This window comes from Paenibacillus uliginis N3/975 (assembly GCF_900177425.1).
GTDB classification, from domain to species: Bacteria; Bacillota; Bacilli; order Paenibacillales; family Paenibacillaceae; genus Paenibacillus_AQ; species Paenibacillus_AQ uliginis.
In genome coordinates, this window is the sequence record NZ_LT840184.1 from 4,438,143 (window position 1) to 4,454,449 (window position 16,307).

Annotated in this window: 13 protein-coding genes and 1 other annotated feature; of the genes, 2 read left to right on the forward strand and 11 right to left on the reverse strand. The window is 47.6% G+C overall.

Going from position 1 to position 16,307, the window contains the following annotated elements:
- Window positions 1-40: 40 nt before the first annotated feature.
- The 3 genes from B9N86_RS21160 to gpr all read right to left on the reverse strand — a co-directional run bounded on the left by B9N86_RS21160 (window position 41) and on the right by gpr (window position 3,332).
- Complete coding sequence (locus B9N86_RS21160; RefSeq protein ID WP_208915123.1) at window positions 41-448, reverse strand: hypothetical protein; 408 nt, start codon at window positions 446-448, stop codon at window positions 41-43.
- 319 nt (window positions 449-767) lie between these two features.
- Window positions 768-2,075 carry a stage II sporulation protein P gene (locus tag B9N86_RS21165; protein ID WP_208915124.1) on the reverse strand — a complete coding sequence of 436 codons (1,308 nt, stop codon included), beginning with the start codon at window positions 2,073-2,075 and terminating at the stop codon, window positions 768-770.
- 255 nt (window positions 2,076-2,330) lie between these two features.
- The gene (gpr, locus tag B9N86_RS21170) at window positions 2,331-3,332 is read right to left on the reverse strand and encodes a GPR endopeptidase (RefSeq protein WP_208915125.1); all 1,002 of its coding nucleotides are present in this window, start codon (window positions 3,330-3,332) and stop codon (window positions 2,331-2,333) included.
- A gap of 239 nt (window positions 3,333-3,571) precedes the next feature.
- Between gpr and rpsT the strand changes: the two genes are divergently transcribed.
- On the forward strand, window positions 3,572-3,844 hold the full coding sequence (gene rpsT / locus B9N86_RS21175) for a 30S ribosomal protein S20 (RefSeq protein ID WP_208915126.1): 273 nt from the start codon (window positions 3,572-3,574) through the stop codon (window positions 3,842-3,844).
- A gap of 148 nt (window positions 3,845-3,992) precedes the next feature.
- Here rpsT and holA read toward each other — a convergent pair whose 3' ends face one another.
- The 6 genes from holA to B9N86_RS21205 form a co-directional block, all read right to left on the reverse strand.
- Window positions 3,993-5,012 carry a DNA polymerase III subunit delta gene (gene holA, locus B9N86_RS21180; protein ID WP_208915127.1) on the reverse strand — a complete coding sequence of 340 codons (1,020 nt, stop codon included), beginning with the start codon at window positions 5,010-5,012 and terminating at the stop codon, window positions 3,993-3,995.
- 373 nt (window positions 5,013-5,385) lie between these two features.
- On the reverse strand, window positions 5,386-6,678 hold the full coding sequence (locus B9N86_RS21185) for an anti-sigma factor (RefSeq protein ID WP_208915128.1): 1,293 nt from the start codon (window positions 6,676-6,678) through the stop codon (window positions 5,386-5,388).
- Complete coding sequence (locus tag B9N86_RS21190) at window positions 6,675-7,223, reverse strand: RNA polymerase sigma factor (RefSeq protein WP_208915129.1); 549 nt, start codon at window positions 7,221-7,223, stop codon at window positions 6,675-6,677. The genes B9N86_RS21185 and B9N86_RS21190 overlap by 4 nt, the downstream gene beginning before the upstream one ends.
- A gap of 114 nt (window positions 7,224-7,337) precedes the next feature.
- Window positions 7,338-10,013 (reverse strand): ComEC/Rec2 family competence protein, encoded by a 2,676-nt coding sequence (locus B9N86_RS21195; RefSeq protein WP_244563160.1) that lies wholly within the window; start codon window positions 10,011-10,013, stop codon window positions 7,338-7,340.
- 428 nt (window positions 10,014-10,441) lie between these two features.
- A complete protein-coding gene (locus B9N86_RS21200) occupies window positions 10,442-10,963 on the reverse strand; it encodes a deoxycytidylate deaminase (RefSeq protein WP_208915130.1) in 522 nt (173 codons plus the stop codon).
- Between the two features lie 52 nt (window positions 10,964-11,015).
- Window positions 11,016-11,582, reverse strand: a complete 567-nt coding sequence (locus B9N86_RS21205; protein WP_208915131.1) for a ComEA family DNA-binding protein — start codon at window positions 11,580-11,582, stop codon at window positions 11,016-11,018.
- A gap of 176 nt (window positions 11,583-11,758) precedes the next feature.
- On the opposite strand from B9N86_RS21205, the gene comER reads away from it, so the two are divergent.
- Window positions 11,759-12,601: a late competence protein ComER gene (comER, locus tag B9N86_RS21210; RefSeq protein ID WP_208915132.1), complete on the forward strand. Its 843-nt coding sequence runs from the start codon at window positions 11,759-11,761 to the stop codon at window positions 12,599-12,601.
- On the opposite strand, the gene leuS is transcribed toward comER, so the two are convergent.
- Together leuS and B9N86_RS21220 are read right to left on the reverse strand one after the other, a co-directional pair.
- Window positions 12,582-15,023: a leucine--tRNA ligase gene (leuS, locus tag B9N86_RS21215; RefSeq protein WP_208915133.1), complete on the reverse strand. Its 2,442-nt coding sequence runs from the start codon at window positions 15,021-15,023 to the stop codon at window positions 12,582-12,584. The genes comER and leuS overlap by 20 nt on opposite strands.
- An 88-nt stretch (window positions 15,024-15,111) precedes the next feature.
- Window positions 15,112-15,376: a binding site (T-box leader), on the reverse strand.
- 38 nt (window positions 15,377-15,414) lie between these two features.
- Entirely contained in the window at window positions 15,415-16,269 is an 855-nt protein-coding gene (locus B9N86_RS21220; RefSeq protein ID WP_244562782.1) for a helix-turn-helix transcriptional regulator, read from the reverse strand.
- Window positions 16,270-16,307 lie beyond the last annotated feature (38 nt).

Genomic DNA, 16,307 nt, shown 5'->3' on the forward strand with positions numbered 1-16,307 from the left:
AGTTGGTTGTGTACACAGCAATGGCAAGTACTTTTTACATTCAATCCGTGATGGAACCGAACATGGAAACCACCCAGCGGATGCTTTGATTCGAGAGCTGCTGAAGGAGCCCCGCCGTTTTGTCGGCAAGTACGTCCGCAGGCGGCTTTGAACTTTCCGGCAGCAAAATGTCACGCGGGGTTGGTTCAAATTTCGGCTGTTCCTCCTTTGCATAACGGTCATCCACCTGTTCAGCAGTTTCCCCTGCCGATGCTTTAGAGGCTGCATCTTGCGCCTTATGATCAAGAGCCGGAAGGTCGCCCTGACCCTGCTGAGCCTGCTGAACCTGCCCGGACATAGGTCCTTTCTGAACCATAGGTCCTTCCATCCCGCCCAGCTGCATACCTATAAGTACACCGATTCCGGCCCAAATTACGATAGCGATCAACTTTTTTCCGGCTCTTGACATCTTTTCTCCCCCTTGATTTGTTTATAGTGCATGTTCAAAAAGGTCGGTTTTCAGCACCGAAGCTTATGCTTCCGATGTGCGTTTTTTCAAACGCATCAGTTGGATGAAGCTAGGGACTGAGGAGCGGAGCTGCACGTTTTCGTAGAAAACGTCTTCGGAAGCATCAGCTGTTTTGGGTACGTGAGCACCTGAGATGTTTCCGGAGGAAACATACTTCGTAAGCATATGCTGGGACCGGCTGAATTCAAGATTCGATGCCGAGCCCCTTCCTGATTCACTTCGTGATCAAACGCGGACTTCTTGAACAACCTCTTATATATCAGGACTGTTTACTGTTCTTTTGAACCGTTACTGTTTCGCTCTCGGTTGTTGCCTTCCTCCCATCTTTCTTGTTCATTACGCTTGCTTTTTGAGCTTTCTGATCCTGCCAGTACACTTCTGCAATCATATCGGCAAGCAATTCGGCTGTACGCTGTAATTCTTCCTTCGTGCTGTCAATACCGCCGATTTCTATTAAAATACTGTTCGGTGACAGGGATTGATTGTACTCCCCATTACCTTGGTCCGCCGATTTTCCCCACACGCCGCGGGATACCCCAGGATAGGATTTCTCCAGCAGCCCATTGATTTTGCTTGCAAACTCTTCATTTTCACGCCAGTTCTTATTCGCATGCCCGATAATAAAATACACCTGTGCGTAATTGACTCCGTTGATCGTCGTTGTTGTCTTGCTGTGGCGCTGAGAATCCCGATGGATATCTATCAGGTAAGAAAGGTCTTCGTTCTGAGAAAGGGCCGACTTTACCGTCTGACGTGAATATTTATAGGAATAATTCCAGCTATAATCCGGTACGCTGCTCTGGTAATCACTCTTATCGTGAACCGTTCCAATGCCTTTCGCTTCAAGCCTTTTTGCTACCATATTGCCCACCAGCATAATATTTTTGTTCGGTGAAGAAGACCCCGGATTGCTGCTCTGCTTCTCCAGCAGTGGATTGAACGCTTCCTGCGGATGAGAATGGTAAATAAATACGTTCTTTTTAGCTGAGTCTGTTCCAGTCTTTCCATTTTTATTAGTACTCCCAGGGCTGCTTTCAGACGGTGGTTCCACCGGATCTTTCTCCGTCTTTCCAGGTACAGTAGCTTCCGTCTTCTCCTCAGGTTCTGTTGGGGAGTGATCCGGCCGGTAATCCGCCGGTGCTTCCCCTTGCTCGTTACCTGAGCCGTTCCTGAGTGGGACCGGCTGATTTGTCTTCATGCCCGGCACCTCACTAGCCAGAAGGCTTTTGGGATCCCTTGGATTCACGCTAGTCAAAAGTTCAAATACGAACGGAGTCATTTTTTCTGCAGACAGGGTGGACGATTCCTTTTCCAATGCCATATGCGGCATTTCCATTCCAATCATGTCGATAAAAAAACGGCTGGACAGTGATGCAGCCAATCCCTTCATGGAAGAGACCGGAGAAGTGTTCAGACCTTTCTCTGCCATCCCCCCGAGTCCCAGCAATAAGAAAAACAAAAGAGACCCTAGCATCAGCAGCACCAACGTTCGTCCCATGCTTAAACCTTCCATAACTTTTCGTTTCAATCTGGCAATGTTCCAGATACGAAATTTTCGATTGTTCATATCGATGTCCTCCTCCGTTAACGGAAATGCAACAAGCTTTGACTGCTTGTCCCGCGACTCTGTAATCTCTTATATTTCAAATCTATGAACGGAGAAGAATCGATAGAACGTATAAACGAAATTCCTTTCAAAATATAATAGAATGCAAAAAGGCTGCCCCAAGGTTCTGTTCAAGAACTTTGGAGCAGCCATATGGTTTGATATGTTTATATTGGTTGTGAATGCCCATAGCAGCCAGGCGTTCTTTCTACAAATCTAGTGTGTGTATGCACCAGCATTGCCAGGATCAACCGCTTCGTGCAGTGCAGCATTCAGACCGCTTGCTACGATGTTGGCGATATCCTCGATAAACTCATCAATCTCTTTCGGCGTGACGATAAGGTCGTGACCAAGCGGCTCCAGCACCTCTTTCACTAAAGCCAGGCGCTCATTTTCCGGGATCTCATTAAGCATGCCCATAATCTGACCGGTCTCCGGCGCTCCCTTGCCAAAATGATCCTTCATCAGTTCGATCGCATTGTTCACAATCGTTGATGCATAGCATACGGTTGGAACACCGATAGCTATACAAGGTACGCCAAGAATTTCTTGGGTCAGACCCTTCCGCTTGTTGCCGATGCCGGACCCCGGATGGATACCGATATCCGCGATTTGGATCGTTGTATTTACCCGTTCCAGTGATCGGGAAGCCAGCGCATCAATCGCTACAATGGCATCCGGACGCGTCCGTTCAACGATGCCGTGGACGATTTCACTCGACTCAATTCCAGTCAACCCAAGCACACCGGGTGCTACGGCACTAACCTGGCGATATCCAGGTGACACCCGGTCCGGCATCAATTCAAAATAATGACGGGTTACCATGACATTCTCAACGACGAGCGGACCTAGTGAATCCGGGGTTACATTCCAATTGCCGAGTCCAACGATCAGGATGGAAGCATTTTTACCGATACCAATACGCTGGATGAAATCCTCAAACTCGCGGGCGAACACCGATGCCACCTGCTCCTGCAACCCGGTATCTCCATTTCGCAAATCAGGTACTTCAAGTGTTACATAGTGTCCCTTGACTCTTCCAATCCTTTGGGAGGCAGCTTCATTTTGAACATCAAGTCGGGTAATCTTGATTCCATCCTCCTGCTTAACGTCTTCCAAAACTCCTGAAATCGGCGGAGCTTCAGAGCCGGAGACAAGTTCTCTCGATTCAACCGCCAAATCCGTTCGAACCGAATAACGCTGCAGATCTAATTCCATGCTGATTCACTCTCCTGCATCATAATAATGGTAGTGTGCTGGAGTTGGACAAGGATTATGCAGAAGTCTTTTTCAAAAAAAGAAAGTTATATTTTTCGCATGAAGGTGCATTTTCCCCTTTTGAGAAAGTAGGCGAAGTCGTTTCTACTTGGTATTGCTTTTTGTACCCCCCCATGCTAAAATATTTTAAGTTGTGAAACATTTCGCTCTATTGAAATGCCTTACAGGAGGTGAATGTAATGCCAAACATTAAATCCGCGGTTAAACGCGTCAAAACGAACGACAAACGCCATGCACTCAACATTTCCCAAAAATCCGCACTTCGCACAGCAGTTAAGAACGCTGACGTAGCGCTGACTGGTACGGAGGTTGAAACTGCTAAAGCTGCTTTCCAAGCCGCTTCCCAAAAGCTTGACAAAGCCGTTACGAAGGGCCTGATCCATAAAAATGCGGCTGCCCGCAAGAAGTCCCGTCTGGCGAAAAGACTGAACGCTCTTACTTCCCAAGCGTAAGATTGCGTTTCTGAATAAGAAGTGGAAAACCCTGGACAGCCTAAGCTGATCAGGGTTTTTTGATTGTTTAGGAGAGTATATACTTTTTAGAGTCTGCTTCCCTGAAGTACGTAGATAGGCGATTTCTAATGTGTAGCGGTTAGGGGCTTTAAGCCCCGAGCCGAAGTAAAAACAACTCTAGTCCCAAGACTTTGTCCACTCCACCTGTCTTCATCTTGTAATCCAAATCTCCCAGATGATTCAGTATGTTTTCCAATCGGGAAGTTTCGAATTTCCGTGCCTGCTCCCCGGCAATCTTTACAGCATACGGATGCAGACCAATCTGCGAAGCGATCTGCTGCTGGGAGTAGCTCTGTTTGGATAAAGTCTTCACCTGTAAAATAATCCGAAACTGTCTCGTGATGAGTGCGGCTATTTTAATCGGTTCCTCACGTTGCTTCAGAAGCTCATAGAAAATAGATAACGCCTTATCAATCCGAAGATTCGCGATATCCTCCACCAGAGCAAACACATTCTGCTCCGTGCTTCGGGCCACCATATGATCCACAGTTGCCTCATCCACCGTTCCGCCGGCTCCGGCGTACAGACACAGCTTATCGATTTCCCCAGCAAGGGTCTGTAGGCCCGTGCCTGCGTTGCGGACGAGTGCCTCTGCGGCTCCCGGACCAAATGAGCAGTTCTGTATCGAGGCCTGCTTGTCCACCCATCTCAACAATTCATCCCCGCCGAGAGGCATAAAAGCAAGAGCCGTTCCTACCTTCTTAACAGCCTTCACTACTTTTTTGCGCTCATCGAGCTTTTCATGCTGAACCATAAACACAACAACACTGTAATCCGCCGGATTATCTAAATATTCCAACAGCGCCTCTACTCTATGCTCAATTTTGCTGTTATCTTTACCAGCCGTAAACAGGGAAGTATCTCTTACAAAAATCAGTTTTCTCGGCACCATAAAAGGTACGGTTTCCGCTTCCTCAACTACAGCCTGTATAGGTACTTCCCCCAGATCCATATGAATCAGGGCAAAATCCTTGTCTTCTTTAGTTAACAGCTGCGATTCCAATAACGCAGCGAATTCATTCATTTGATATTTCTCACTGCCGTAAAGCAGGTAAACGGAGGATACCTCCCCCTGCTTGACCGCCTTTGCTGCTGCTTTGGCATCCATCCTGTGTTCCCCCTTCTCTTTCTTTGTACACTATACCAAAAAAGCTGCCCTTAAAGCGAGAAGCGGGCTTTTTACATCAAAAGAAAAACATCTATCGACATAACTCAAAGAAGATAGGCCGCATCGAGTCGTAATTTTTCTTGCGAGATAAGGATGCACTTTAATCCGATGTTTATACTTTCTTATCTCATAGCAAAAGGACCTCGGCGCGTTGGCTGCGAGGTCCTTTTGTCCCAACATCTATATAAACGCCGGACGGAGTGCTCTAGAATCACTCCGCCGTCGGTCATATGACGGTGGTTAGGCGGCATATTTCCTATCTACCTTAACTTATTCATATCTCTTGGTAAGTGTGCACCGGTTTATCGTCTTTTTAAGGCGTTGTTACTGATTTGGTTGTATCTGATTTCTCTGGTGTATCTGCATTAACTTTTTTGTCTGCTTTATCGGTTTGATCCGAATTTTCAGGCTTCTCAGTCTTTTCGGCTTCTGGCTTGTTTGACTCAACCGGTTGTTGAACGTTAAGTACGTGCTTAACCTCTTTTTGGTCGACGAGCACCGTATAGGTGAAGTTCTTGCTGTCTACGGACCATTCTCCAGCAATCCAATCCCCGTTCAGCGGAAGTGAATGTATCACTTCAGGTAACTGATCAGCTGCAGGGAGCCGATACATGACCAGTTGATCAATTTCTAAGGACGCACTGTAAAGACCATCCGGAGAAGACCATTGCCCCGGTACCATACCCGTAATACCATGTTTATTAACATTATCGAAAGAAGTATCCAGACTTTCCGTAACTGTAACATCGGTTTCAGCAGGCTTTTGGGTGTCCTGAATATCCTTTGATCCCTGGGAATCGGGTTCAGGCAGCTCTGAAGGTGGAGCCGTTGGTTTGTGTGCCTCTTGTGGAGGTTCCGTATTCCCCGTTTTGCCTTTCGTTGAACCCTCTCGGGCAGAAGTTCCTGCGTCCGGGCTAGCTGCCCGGCTCTTATTATCGTTTTTCGTATCTTCTACCGGCACTGAATCCATATTGGTCGATACACTTTCATCAGGGCTGCTCTTCTCCGCCCCAGCCTTCTCGGAGTCATCCTCAGCCGCTGCATATGGCTGAAGTTCTACTTGCTGTTGCTGTTGATCCTTATCGATTACGTCACTGTCCTTATTCGGATCTTCACTCTCAGGCAGCTCCTGACTCCCGCCGCTGCCAGTCTTCATACTTGTCGGCATAACCTCTTCCACAGGTAGCTCAGCATCGGAGAGCATTTGCGGTTCATAATTGAATATGGCAACTCCGAGAATAACAGCCGCTGCTGCTGTGCCAATCGCCGTTCTACCTGCTATGGAACCCCACCAGCTTGTTGTTCGTCTGGAACGCTTCAGCTCCGGCATCATTACGGCCGGCCCCTTGTCGTCGTCAACTTTGGCCTGCTCCTGACGGGCCAGGTCTATAGCATCCAGCTGCGGCAGTATAGAATCAACCAAACTGTAAGGAGGTGTGACAGCCGGAAGATCTTCCAAATCCCTTGACAGGGATTTCAGCACATTGAATTTTTCCGCGCAAGCCGGACAAACAGCAACATGGCGGTACATCTGCGCAGTCTCTTCCGGATCAAGGTCTTGATCCAAATACCGGTGCATATATTCCACCACCTCTTGGCAATTCATCCTGATACACCACCCTTCTGATGCTCATGGAGCATGTTCTGAAGCTGTTGTCTTGCCCTGAATAAATACGATTTCACCGTGTTCAGCGGCAGGTTCAGACAATCAGCTATTTCGTTGTAAGACAAATCCTGCAAATATCTTAAGACAATAACGGTGCGATGATGGTCCGGCAGTTGATTGATCGCCTCTTGAATGTCCTGAGCCAGATATCCTGTCATCACTTCTTTCTCCACGTTGTGCCGATCCTGAAAAACAAGATCATGCTCATCAATGGAAACCGTAGGTTTCGTCCGCCGAAACTTATCGATACAAATGTTCGTGACGATTCGTTGCACCCATGTTTTGAATTGGGCTTTCTCTTCGTAGGAATTGATCTTCGTATAAATGCGAATCAATGCTTCCTGGGAAGCATCCATTGCATCCTGTTCATTGTTTAAAATATAATAAGCAGTCCGGTACACTTGTTGTTCAATTTCTCGCAATAGGGTGATTAGAGCGTCGCGATCGCCCGATTGAGCGGCTCTGATGAGTCCCTGCTCCACCACAGTGGATCCCCCTCTCCCTGCATATATACAGACGGATGATAGTATTAATTTGTTGCAATTTGTTACCTATTAATTTTCAGGAAAGTTCATCTAACTATACCAAAAATAATTAAGTTAGTCATCAGACGTCAATCTCGTACGAACATCTATTTCACCTTTGCGTGAAATTTTCATCTGAATTTCTCCATGCAGATCTGTCCTATATACCAGTGAATCATTCCTTTGAATCCTCTGCACGACATCAGGATGGGGATGACCGTACATATTGTCCACGCCGGCAGAGATCACGGCTGAAGCAGGCTTCCAAACTTTGAGCCATGAATCGGTTGTTGATGTCTTGCTGCCATGATGGCCTACCTTTAATACATCGAGCGGATGGATTTTCGACCGCTCTGCAATACGGTCAGCGTGTTCTGTCAATATTCGTTGCTCGGCTTTGGCATCGGCGTCCCCAGTGAACAGAAAGCGAGCTTCGTTCATTACAAGCTCAAATACAAGAGACTCGTGATTTTGATCTTTTACCACAGGCAGTGTATCCTTCTCCTCGTTTTGCTCCCTGCCATCAATGCCGGCGTTCAGGAACAAAAATTCGGTACTGGTGTCCGGCCGATAGACGGTCCCGCTGTCAGCCTGATAAACGGGGATGTCTTGTTTCACCGCAGTTTTGAGCAGCTTCTCAAACGCCTCGGATTCAGCCAATGTACCGTTAAATATGATTTCCTTCACCGGAATTTCCTCCAGAACTGCTTGCAGTCCGCCAAAATGATCCTGATGATTGTGAGAAACCATCACCATATCCATCGAATGAATCCCCCTCTTCTTTAACAGAGGCACAACGACGCTTGCACCAACTTCAAACGGACGGCTTCGTACCTTCCATGCATCCTTCTCTTTCTTGAAATTTGTCGTACCACCAGCATCGATTAATATATGTTTTCCTTCCGGAGTAGACACCAGAATCGAATCTCCCTGCCCCACATCCAAAAATTGAACCGATCCGCCCCCCTGCTTAATCGGCCCATGATAACCGTTGTACAGCAGCAGAAAAAACAAACCGATAAGCACTGCTACCGCTGTGCCACTGCCGAAATGCTCAAATACACCGGCTAGCCGGTGCAAACCTATAGATCTGAGCCATTCGGCTGTTCGGTATTGAACTGAATGACCAGAACCTCCCCAGTTATCATTCCGATGTGCAGCAGATCTTCCGGGAGGTTCTTCTCCGGATAATGGAACGGTCTCGTCTACAGCTCCAGATAGAGCCTGATCCAATCTCTTTTTCCGGCCCCAAACATATAACATTAAATATAGAACTATAAAATAACTGACGATCCACCACAGACCCGGTGAGGGCCAAATCGTAACAAATACGGGTGAACCGTTCATCCATTCCACAACAGAGAAAGTAAACATATTCAACCACTCTGTCATTCCAGCAATCCATTTCGCACCCGTAAGCCACACCCAACTCAGAATCAACGCCACCGTCCCCATTGGTAAAACAATCATACTGATCAGAGGTACCATCAATAGATTAGCTAGAACTGACAAAAGAGAGAACTGGTTGAAATAATAGATCGTCAATGGAAAAGATACCAGTTGGGCAGCTACCGTCACTCCCAAGGTGCCCGCCAGCCAACGCGGCATAAACGAAAGAAAAGGCATCAGTTTCGGGACAAAAACCATCAGTCCGGCTGTTACGAGAAAGGACAACTGAAAACTGACGTCCACCAGGAAATAGGGATTCCATAGAAGCATCAGCAAAGCAGCAGCACACAAAATGTGCATGCCATCCTTCAGCAATCCTCTTCTTGCAGCATACAGACCGATCATTCCCATAATACCGGCACGAATGATTGACGGGCTGGCCCCTGTCAGCAGCACATAGAACGGCAAAAAAACCATTACAGCGGTGAGTGACGTCTCCCGGGTCAAACGGCATAACGAGAAAATAAATAAGAGTGCACCTACAAATACCGCGACATGCATACCCGATATGGCAAGAATATGAGTGAGTCCCAAACGGGAAAACTCGGCGAACGTATCCGGATTCAAATCACCCCGATCACCAATAATAAGCCCCTTCATATATCCCGTATGTACTCCGCTGAACAATTGCTCAATCCGATGACCAAGATACTGACGGACTTCGTCATTCCAGCGAAGCACATGAGACAACTTCCATTCATCGGGTTGCCGTACCGTAATATTTTGTATTCCTTTCACCTTAAGGAGCCAGTGTATTTCCTTGGTCCGCAAATATTGGCGGTAATCAAATCCATCAAAATTGCGGGCTGTTCCGGGCTTCTTCAGCTCTCCTGTAATCTGCACGAAATCCCCACGTTTCCATTCAACTGCCGTCTGTGTCTCCACCTCTGTCAGAAGTTTAACCTGCACTTGAACCTCTTCCTTGATACCGGTGTGCGAGTTAGTAGCACGAACAGACAACACAAAATCAGCACGGTCACCATCAACTTTTACGGGAGATACAATAACTCCTTCAGCCGATACGGGGATCGGATCATCCTCATTGGTTGATTTTTGCATAAGGGACTGCAGCCTGCTGACGTTGCGCGTATCGTTCCATTCCCAGTATCCTGACGAAACCAGCAGTGATGCGACCATGCAACCTATAAACAAAGGTCCTGCTGCTCCAAGCAAAAAAGGAACGACCAGCAAGATTGCAATTCCTGTAACAATAAGCGTCAGCTGCCAGCCTGAATACATACAGGCAGCCCCGCTGCCGAGAACCCAACAGATCGTAAAAGCCAGCAGCGGTCGTTGTGTCATCACGTTCCCATCTCCTCTTCATAATAAAATAGCATACGTACAAAAAAAAGAACCTCTGGCTGACTAAGCAACCAGAGGTTCTTCCTCATCATACTAATAGTGCGTGTTCAAAAAGGTCGGTTTTCAGCACCGAGGCTTATGCTTCCGATGTGCGTTTTTTCAAAACGCTTGAGTTGGATGAAGCTAGGGACTGAGGAGCGGAGCTGCACGTTTTCGTAGAAAACGTCTTCGGAAGCATCATCTGTTTTGGGTACGTGAGCACCTGAGATGTTTCCGGAGGAAACATACTTCGTAAGCATTTGCTTAGGAACGGCTGAATTCAAGATTCGACGCCGAGCCCACTTCCTGATTCACTTCGTGATCAAAAGCGGACTTTTTGAACAACCTCTTATATAATAATTAGCTTTCCAACTTCATATAGTACTGGGTTAATCCGACACCGTCATCAGCGTCTCCCTCGGCGGATCATATTGGAACAATTGACGGAATAAAATTCCCTTCTGTTCCATCATACGGCTTACCTTTTCCGTATCCTTCGGGTAAGACCTGTGAAATACGACTTCTGTAATTCCGCTGTTCGCCAGCATGTTAGCGCAGGTCCAACACGGCTCATCCGTCACATAAACGGTACTTCCCTCACGGTCATTGCGGTCTGTAAACAGCAACAGATTTTGCTCGGCATGAATCGTTCGGACACAGCGCTGTTTTTTGACCATTTCTTCTTTACCATCATCATGAATAACAAGTTCATAGTCTTCTACAATCATGCAACCCGCTTCAGAGCAGTCCGGAACGCCCATCGGAGCTCCATTATAAGCAGTCCCGAGCAGTTTTTTCCCCTGTACAAGCACCGCTCCGACGTGGCGCCGGGAACACTGCGAACGTGTAGACACCATAAATGCAATATCCATAAAATAGGTGTCCCAGTCTTTACGTTGATCCGTACTCATTTCATAGCTCACCTGTTTCGTAAAATTTATTTAATTTCATTGTATCACAGGGTTAAAAACCTACGTAAGGCTTCATTTTCTCCAGCATTTTCGGGCCGATGCCTTTCACTTCTAGAAGATCAGCCGCAGTGCGGAACGGACCGTGCTTAGTCCGGTAATCAATAATAGCCTGGGCTTTCTTCTCACCGATTCCCGGTAAATCCATAAGCGCTGCCGCGTCTGCCGTATTGATGTTAATTTTACCGGAAGTTTCAGCCGCAGGCATTTCACTCACTTTCTCCGCAGATTGAACGTCTTCGGCAGCAGGTTTTGAAGCTTCGATAACTGGCTTAACCGGCTCTTCGGATTCCACAGAGGCGGGTGCAGGCGTTTCTTTCACCCCGTGTTGTCTTTGGACATTAGAATCGTCATTTCCCTTTTCGACCGCTTCCTCCATGGGTACAGACTTCGTGGGAACGGACTTCGGTGAATCCGGCTCCTGCATCCCAAGCACCTCTTCGATCTCAGCATTCAGCGGTTTCCATCCTTGTATTCCACCCTGATTGCCTCCGGCAAACAGGATAAGTCCACAGCCTATCAAAACCGTCGTAACACTCAATCCTAACGGTAATCGTCTCATAAAAATCACTCCGATCCCGAACGGAATACCCGTCCGATGAATATAAACGAACATTACAGCGCTCTCATTCTGTAATCCTCCCCAAAACGGTCATCAATTGACGGCTAAGCCGCATACATTAACGATATGAACACGGCATCCTATTGCCGTAAAGCGCGAAAGGAGGGAACGTACACATGAAGGTCGGTTTTATCGGTACGGGAAGTATGGGCAGTCTTTTGATCGACTCCTTCATACGAGCGGGTGCTCTACAGCCTGAGCAAATCCGGATCAGCAACCGCACGCTGAACAAAGCACTTGAGCTGTCAGACCGTCACCCTGGCCTGATCGTATGTAGAAGTAATACGGAAGCTGCGTCAAAGAGCGATCTGTTTTTTCTGTGCGTTAAGCCCGGTGAGTTCAAAACTGTCATCGACGAGATCCAAGAGCAAGTCCACATCTCTCAAATCGCTGTATCTATTACGAGTCCCGTCCAGCTGTCTCATCTGGAATCTGCGCTTCCCTGCAAGGTGGCGAAAATTATACCGAGCATCACCAACCAAGCTGGAAGCGGCGCATCCTTATGTATTTATGGATCACGCATAAAAGAAGAAGACAGGCTGCTTTTGGAAAGCCTCCTGTCTTCGATTAGCAGGCCCACCCCGGTTCTGGAATCACACACACGGATTACATCCGATTTTTCCAGCTGCGGGCCTGCTTTTTTGAGTTTTTTTGTGGAAAAATGGATTGATGCCGCCGTCGAAATGACCGGAGCCGACCGTCCTACGCTCAATGCACTTGCCGGAGAAATGCTACTCGGAACCGGCAAATTGCTTACGGAGGAAGGTTTCTCTCCTGAACAGCTTCAAGAGAGAGTGGCTGTTCCCGGAGGCATTACCGCTCAAGCGCTGTCCCTTCTCGGAAACAGGTTGGACGGTCTGTTCCACCAATTGATCAACACCACACATGAAAAATATGAGGAGGATCTGGCGAAACTGGACATTGCCTTCGGAAAGACGGTTAACCGGCCACGATATTGACCAGTTTACCCGGCACTGCAATCACCTTGCGGATACTCTTTCCTTCCAGCGCCTGCTTGACATTTGGAAGGGAGAGGCTATATTCTTTCATCGCTTCTTGGTCCATATCTTTAGAGATTTTAGCCCGGTCTACGATTTTACCACTTACTTGGATAACGATTTCGATTTCTGCATCCACAGTCCAAGCTTCATCAAATTCCGGCCATGGCACATAAGTCACGCTATCACTGTTACCCAAACGGCTCCAAAGCTCTTCGGCCAAGTGTGGTGCGAGAGGAGACAGCATTTGCACGAAGTTCTCCATCGCTTTGCGCGGCAATTCATTAGCCTTGTAGCCTTCGTTAATGAAGATCATCATCTGACTAATGGCCGTGTTGAAGTGCAGATGTTCCATATCGTCAGTAACCTTCTTGATCGTCTTATGCCAGGTACGTTTGAACTCATCGGTTCCTTCGCCATCTACGATCTTGGAATTCAGCTCGCCGTTCTCGCCGATAAATAGACGCCAGATGCGGGACAAGAAACGGTGCATTCCTTCCACACCATTCGTATTCCACGGTTTGGTCGCTTCAAGCGGCCCCATAAACATTTCATAGACACGCAGTGTGTCCGCACCGTATTCATTGACGATATCATCCGGATTGATAACATTGCCGCGCGACTTACTCATTTTCTCGTTGTTGTTACCCAGAATCATACCCTGGTTGACGAGCTTTTGGAACGGCTCTTTCGTATCCACAACCCCCAGGTCGTACAATACCTTATGCCAGAAACGGGCATACAACAAGTGGAGTACCGCGTGTTCAACACCGCCGATATACAGGTCAACCGGCAACCATGCCTTCTGCTTCTCTTTGGAGCACAGTTCATCATGGTTATCAGGATCAATGTAACGCAGATAATACCAGCAGCTTCCAGCCCATTGCGGCATCGTATTGGTCTCGCGGCGGGCTTTCATGCCCGTCTCAGGATCAATCGTTTCGACCCATTCCGTCACATTTGCAAGCGGAGATTCTCCCGTGCCTGATGGTTTGATCTGATCCACATCCGGCAGCAGCAGTGGAAGCTGATCCTCCGGTACGGTCTTCATAGTACCGTCCTCCAGGTGAAGAATAGGAATCGGCTCACCCCAGTAACGCTGACGGCTGAACAACCAATCTCGCAGACGGTAGGTTACCTTTTTCTCACCTTTGCCGTTCTTCTCCAACCACTCGTTCATAGCTTGGATAGCTGCTTCATTATCCAATCCGTTCAGGAAATCAGAATTGACGTGTTCTCCGCTACCGGCGTACGCCTCTTCCTCCACATTTCCTCCCTTAACGACTTCAATAATGTCCAGACCGAACTGCTTCGCAAATTCCCAGTCCCGGCTATCATGGCCCGGAACGGCCATAATAGCACCCGTGCCGTAACCTGCAAGCACATAATCTGCAATCCAAATCGGTACTTGAGCTCCGTTTACCGGATTCACTGCATAAGCTCCAGTAAACACCCCGCTCTTGTCTTTTGCCAGATCCGTACGCTCCAGATCGCTCTTACGTGCTGCCTGCTCCTGATAAGCTTTTACAGCATCCTTCTGTTCTTCCGTAGTAATTCGTTCCACCAGTTCATGCTCCGGTGCCAGCACACAGTAGCTTGCACCGAACAGCGTATCCGGACGAGTCGTAAATACGGTCAGATGCTGATCGTGGCCAGCGATGTCGAAGCGGACTTCTGCACCGGTCGATTTCCCGATCCAGTTACGCTGCATATCTTTAATGCTTTCGGTCCAATCCAGCTCCTCCAAATCCTCCAGCAATCTCTCAGCATAATCTGTAATCTTCAAAATCCACTGACGCATCGGTCTGCGGATGACAGGATGATTGCCGCGCTCGGATTTGCCGTCAATCACTTCTTCATTAGCGAGAACCGTGCCCAGCGCCGGGCACCAGTTTACTGGTATCTCCGCAACATAAGCCAAACCCTTTTTATACAATTGGATAAAAATCCATTGTGTCCACTTATAGTACTCAGGATCCGTAGTACTGATCTCACGATCCCAGTCATAGGAGAAACCGAGTGACTTGATCTGCCGGCGGAAGTTATCGACATTTTGCACTGTAAATTCACGCGGATGTTTACCAGTGTCCATCGCATACTGCTCAGCAGGAAGGCCGAATGCATCCCAGCCCATCGGATGGAGTACATTGAATCCACGCATCCGTTTGAAACGGGCTACAATATCCGTTGCCGTGTAACCCTCCGGATGTCCTACGTGCAGACCTGCACCTGACGGATATGGGAACATATCCAGCGCATAAAATTTCGGTTTCGACTGATCTTCATGCGTTTTAAACGTTTTATGTTCATCCCAATACTGCTGCCATTTCGGCTCGATAGCCTGCGGCTGATAGCCGTGGCCTGTTTGTTGATTTTCACTCATACTTTCCAGCTCCTCCTTCGCAGTCAGGCACGCGGTGTATGACCGTGCGCCTCCAAACAAAAAAACCTCATCATCCATAGCGTACGACGCTAGGGACGAGAGGTTTGATTCCCGTGGTACCACCCTAGTTAGCCAAAGGCATTCTTTGCCTTCAACTCACTTTGCACCTCTATCGCAGGTGAGACGACGATGACTCATCGGCCTGACATTAACGCTTACCGTGTAAGCTGTCTAAACCGGGTTAACATCGTTACTCCGAGGTGAGTTCATTTCCTTCGTCAACCGGCTTGCACCAACCGCCGGCTCTCTATGTGATCGGGTTAGAAACTACTGATCCTCATCATCGTATCATATTCGATTTTAATGACGATATTATATCGAACATCGGCTGTTAAGTCAATGAAGATAACCTGCTGTTACGGTAATCTTCCGGTGTCAGGCCGACCATCTCCTTAAACATGCGGCTGAAATGAGCCAAATGTTTAAACCCCGCAGCGTAACACACTTCGGTTACAGTCAGATTCGGATGAAGCCAGAGCAGCATTTTTGCCTGATTGATTCTTCGGCTGTATACATATTTAAATACCGTTGTTCCAGTGACTTCTTTAAATAAGGATGATAAATAGTGCTTTGTTAAATGTACCGAATGAGCAATTTCTTCGAGACTAAGATCCTTCATATAATTCTGCTCCACGAAGGTGATGACTTGCTGGATATGGCGCTCTTTTTCCGGATAAGATTCTTTATGATTCACAGCAGTGCGGCAAAGATCAGCAATAAAACACATCATGTCAATCAGTCTCAGCATTCTTCGTTCTTGCGGAGCGCCTGTAGATGTCAAACGTTCCAGCTCTATCATAATGCCTTCGAATTCAGCTCTCTCTGGTCCCTCAAGCGTAATCCGGTAGTTGCTCAGCTCTTCAAACGGGCTTAATAAGGCAGAAAATGCGGCGGGTTGAAGCCACCGGCCCACAAATCCGGGATCAAAATGAACAATACTCCGGACATACCTGGCATCAGGTTCCACATGAGGACAATGCAGTGTCAAACCATTCATTAAGAGAAGATCACCTGGCTTCAGAACATAAATCTTATCCCCGATCAAGTATGTACATTTTCCCTCGTGAAAATAAAATATTTCATAGAATGGATGTGAATGAAATTCACCGCTAGCCATCGGTTTATCGTTGCGATAATGAAAATCGAACGGTTGGTGGAGCTGGAGTTGCCCATTCAATTCATTCATAAAGGACACCGGTTTCATAGAGTCTGCCCCTTCTGATC